Genomic DNA, 3,934 nt, shown 5'->3' with positions numbered 1-3,934 from the left:
GGTTAGTGGTTAGTGGTTAGTGGTTAGTGGTTAGTGGTTAGTGGTTAGTGGTTAGTGGTTAGTGGTTAGTGGTTAGACAAAGTAAAGTACAATTCATGTGTAGCAAGTTCTTTGTTTAATTACACAAAAAATAAAACCACCCTCTCGATCTGATCTGGCTTCTGAAATCTAACTACTAAAAACTAACCTCTATTATATAACCTCCGCGCGAAATAAATTTCACGCCTACATCAAACGTAGGCGTCACGCTTGCTTGGCGCGTCTTACATTCATCACCAAGTCTGCAAATTAATAAAGAACCCGCAAACAATGCCGCTCAGCTAGAAACTGACAGCTGAAAGCTGACGGCTGTTACTGCTCGTACTTCTGCTTTATCTTTTCGATGATCTCAACATTCGCGGCTGGGAAGCTGTAATCATCAAGCTCGCTGAGAGCGACCCATTTGCCTTGTTGGCCTTCTGCGCCATGGGCCGTGCCTGTGAAATCATCAACAATGTGCACATCTAAACGTACGCATTTATCGCCGTAGTCATGTTCGATAACCATTAGCTCTTCACTGCCGTTTACTGTTAGGTTTACTTCTTCTAACAGCTCGCGCTGTAAAGCTGCAAATACGCTTTCGCCCTGCTCTACTTTGCCGCCTGGGAATTCCCATAATCCGCCTTGATGTTTGTCGTCTGGGCGCTTACATATAAATAATTGCTGATCTTTATAAATAACGCCAACAGCAACATGCACTACTTTTTTAGTCATTTGTTGTTTCCTTAATCATAAAAAAAGCGACGCAAGCGTCGCTTTTTATCACCGTGTTTTGGTTATTTTAATTTACCGCAACACTGCTTATATTTATTACCTGAACCACAAGGACACGGCTCGTTACGGCCTACTTTTGGCTCTGCACGTTGTGTAACTACAGCACCTTCTGGTGTTTCGCCACCGATGTGCTCAGCTTCTTCATGTTGGTATTCACGTGGTGCATTTTCGCTACGGCGATGTTGCTCTTCAACTTTCTCAACATCTTCTTCAGCGCGAACTTGTACTTTACTTAAAATACCCACAACGTCGACTTTTAAGTTCTCTAGCATTTCAGAGAATAGCTCGAACGACTCGCGCTTGTACTCTTGCTTAGGATTCTTCTGTGCGTAACCACGTAAGTGGATACCTTGACGAAGGTGGTCCATCGCAGCTAAGTGATCTTTCCAATGTTGGTCTAGGCTTTGTAGCATAATCGCTTTTTCGAATTGACGTAGTACAGACTCGCCTACCATCTCTTCTTTTTGCTTGTACGCTTGCTCAACCGCTTCTTCGATACGCTCACGAAGTTTCTCTTCGTATAGTTTGCTATCGTCAGCTAGCCATTGTGAAATTGGCAGCTCGATTAAGAAATCTTGTTTTAAGCGTTCTTCAAGACCTGGGATATCCCACATTTCAGCAAGGCTTTGCGGTGCAATGAATTGGTCAATCACACCATTTAGCACATCGCCGCGAATTGCAGTGATAGTTTCTGAAATATCGCCTTCTTCAAGTAGCTCGTTACGTTGCGAGTAAACAACACGACGTTGGTCGTTTGCTACGTCATCGTACTCAAGTAATTGCTTACGAACGTCGAAGTTACGTGCTTCAACTTTGCGTTGCGCGTTTTCGATTGCACGGTTAACCCAAGGGTGCTCAATCGCTTCACCGCGTTGCATACCTAGTTTACGCATCATGTTAGTCATGCGCTCACCAGCGAAAATACGCATTAGCGCATCGTCCATTGATAGGTAGAAACGGCTTGAACCAGCATCACCTTGACGACCAGAACGACCACGTAACTGGTTATCGATACGACGAGATTCGTGACGCTCAGTACCAATGATGTGTAGACCACCTGCTTCGATTACTGCATCGTGACGTTTTTGCCACTCATCTTTAATCGCTTTAATTTGTTCATCAGTTGGGTTTTCTAGCTTTTCAACTTCGCTGTTCCAGTTACCACCTAACACGATATCGGTACCACGACCGGCCATGTTAGTTGCAATAGTTACTGTGCCAGGTAAACCGGCATCGGCAACAATGTCTGCTTCTTGCGCGTGGAACTTAGCATTAAGTACGTTGTGCTTAATTTTTTCTTTACGTAAGAACTGCGATAAGTACTCAGAACTTTCGATTGAAATAGTACCCACAAGTACCGGTTGACCACGTTCTTGGCAATCTTTGATATCAGCAAGGATTGCTTCGTACTTTTCTTCTTGTGTTAGATAGACAAGGTCAGCACGATCGTCACGGATCATCGGCTTGTTCGTTGGCATTACTACTGTGTCTAGACCATAGATAGACTGGAATTCAAACGCTTCTGTGTCTGCTGTACCTGTCATACCCGCTAGCGTGTCGTATAAACGGAAGTAGTTTTGGAATGTGATTGATGCCAATGTTTGGTTTTCGTTTTGAATGCGTACACCTTCTTTTGCTTCAACAGCTTGGTGCAAACCTTCTGACCAACGACGACCTTCCATTGTACGGCCTGTGTGCTCATCAACGATGATAACTTCGTTTTCTTTAACAACGTAATCAACGTCTTTTTGATAAAGCTTGTGAGCACGAAGTGCCGCATACACATGGCTTAATAATGTGATGCTTGAAGCAGAGTAAAGTGAATCACCTTCTTGAATTAAGCCGCGCTCAATTAGTAGCTCTTCAACTTTAATTTGACCACGCTCTGTAAGGTGAACTTGCTTAGACTTTTCATCGATCGTGTAATCGCCGTCGCCTTCAACGCCTTCTTCATCTTCTTTTTCTTGAAGCTCTAGGTCAGGCACAATTTTGTTGATTTCGATGTAAAGCTCAGAGCTGTCTTCAGCTGGGCCTGAGATAATCAGCGGCGTACGCGCTTCATCGATTAGGATTGAATCCACCTCATCCACTACGGCATAGTAAAGTGGGCGTTGTACACGCTCTTCAATGCTAAATGCCATGTTATCGCGCAGATAATCAAAGCCAAATTCGTTATTTGTACCGTAAGTGATGTCGGCAGCGTAAGCGATTTTCTTTTGCTGTGGCATCATGCCTGGTACGTTACAGCCTACTGTTAGGCCTAAGAACTCAAATAATGGGCGGTTAGTTTCAGCGTCACGTTTTGCAAGGTAGTCGTTCACAGTAATTACGTGAACACCTTTACCTGTTAGACCACGAAGGTATGCAGGTAACGTTGCTGTTAGTGTTTTACCTTCACCGGTACGCATTTCTGCGATGCGACCTTGATGTAAAACCATACCACCCAGTAGCTGTACGTCGAAGTGACGCATGCCATTTACACGCTTAGATGCTTCACGTACCACAGCAAATGCTTCTGGCAAAATGTCATCTAGGCTTTGTCCGTTATCGTAACGCTCTCTAAATTCAGCTGTTTTTGCTTTTAAATCTTCATCAGAAAGCGCTTCTAATTGCTTTTCAAGCGCATTAATTAGAGCGACCGTCTTTCTTAGGTTTTTAATAGTGCGGTCATTGCGACTACCAAAAATCTTGGTAAATAAATTAGATATCATGATAAAACCGTTACAATGTATTCTTTGTTAGCTAGTCATTAGCTAACCCACTTTCTTCAATTGATAATTAATATGCGCTTATGCTCATGATGTAGGGCATATTAATTAACAATTTATCAGTACGCTGTTCAAAACACCGCTTATTTCGTGCGCTATCATACCAGAGTCTGCGCAACATCAAACCTTCTGTTTATGAAGATATGGAATTTCGGCAAGAAAATTTAAAAATCAGCCATAATCTTTGATCTAACCCCATAAAAAGGGTGAAAACAAGATTACTGAGTAGATATGGCGACAATAAGAATAAAATCAAGATCAGGGGAGAAAAAAGCAGGTTAGTGGTTAGTGGTTAGTGGTTAGTGGTTAGTGGTTAGTGGTTAGTGGTTAGTGGTTAGTGGTTAGTGGTTAGT

Annotated in this window: 2 protein-coding genes; both read right to left on the bottom strand. The window is 42.9% G+C overall.

Translation table 11 applies throughout. From position 1 onward, the window contains the following. Positions 1-351: 351 nt before the first annotated feature. On the bottom strand, positions 352-753 hold the full coding sequence (mutT, locus tag EXT43_RS14105) for an 8-oxo-dGTP diphosphatase MutT (RefSeq protein WP_130167252.1): 402 nt from the start codon (positions 751-753) through the stop codon (positions 352-354). 62 nt (positions 754-815) lie between these two features. Continuing rightward, positions 816-3,524, bottom strand: coding sequence for a preprotein translocase subunit SecA (gene secA / locus EXT43_RS14100; RefSeq protein WP_055022436.1), 2,709 nt, complete (start codon positions 3,522-3,524; stop codon positions 816-818). Between the last annotated feature and the right edge of the window lie 410 nt (positions 3,525-3,934).

The organism is Pseudoalteromonas sp. CO109Y (genome assembly GCF_004208935.1).
GTDB classification, from domain to species: Bacteria; Pseudomonadota; Gammaproteobacteria; order Enterobacterales; family Alteromonadaceae; genus Pseudoalteromonas; species Pseudoalteromonas shioyasakiensis.
The sequence above is the reverse complement of the archived record's forward strand: the minus strand, read 5'-3'. Positions and strand labels throughout refer to the sequence as shown.

Bases quoted from the DNA above. Each gene is read 5' to 3' on its own strand.
- secA (WP_055022436.1), bottom strand. From the start codon at position 3,524: ATGATATCTAATTTATTTACCAAGATTTTTGGTAGTCGCAATGACCGC.
- mutT (WP_130167252.1), bottom strand. From the start codon at position 753: ATGACTAAAAAAGTAGTGCATGTTGCTGTTGGCGTTATTTATAAAGAT.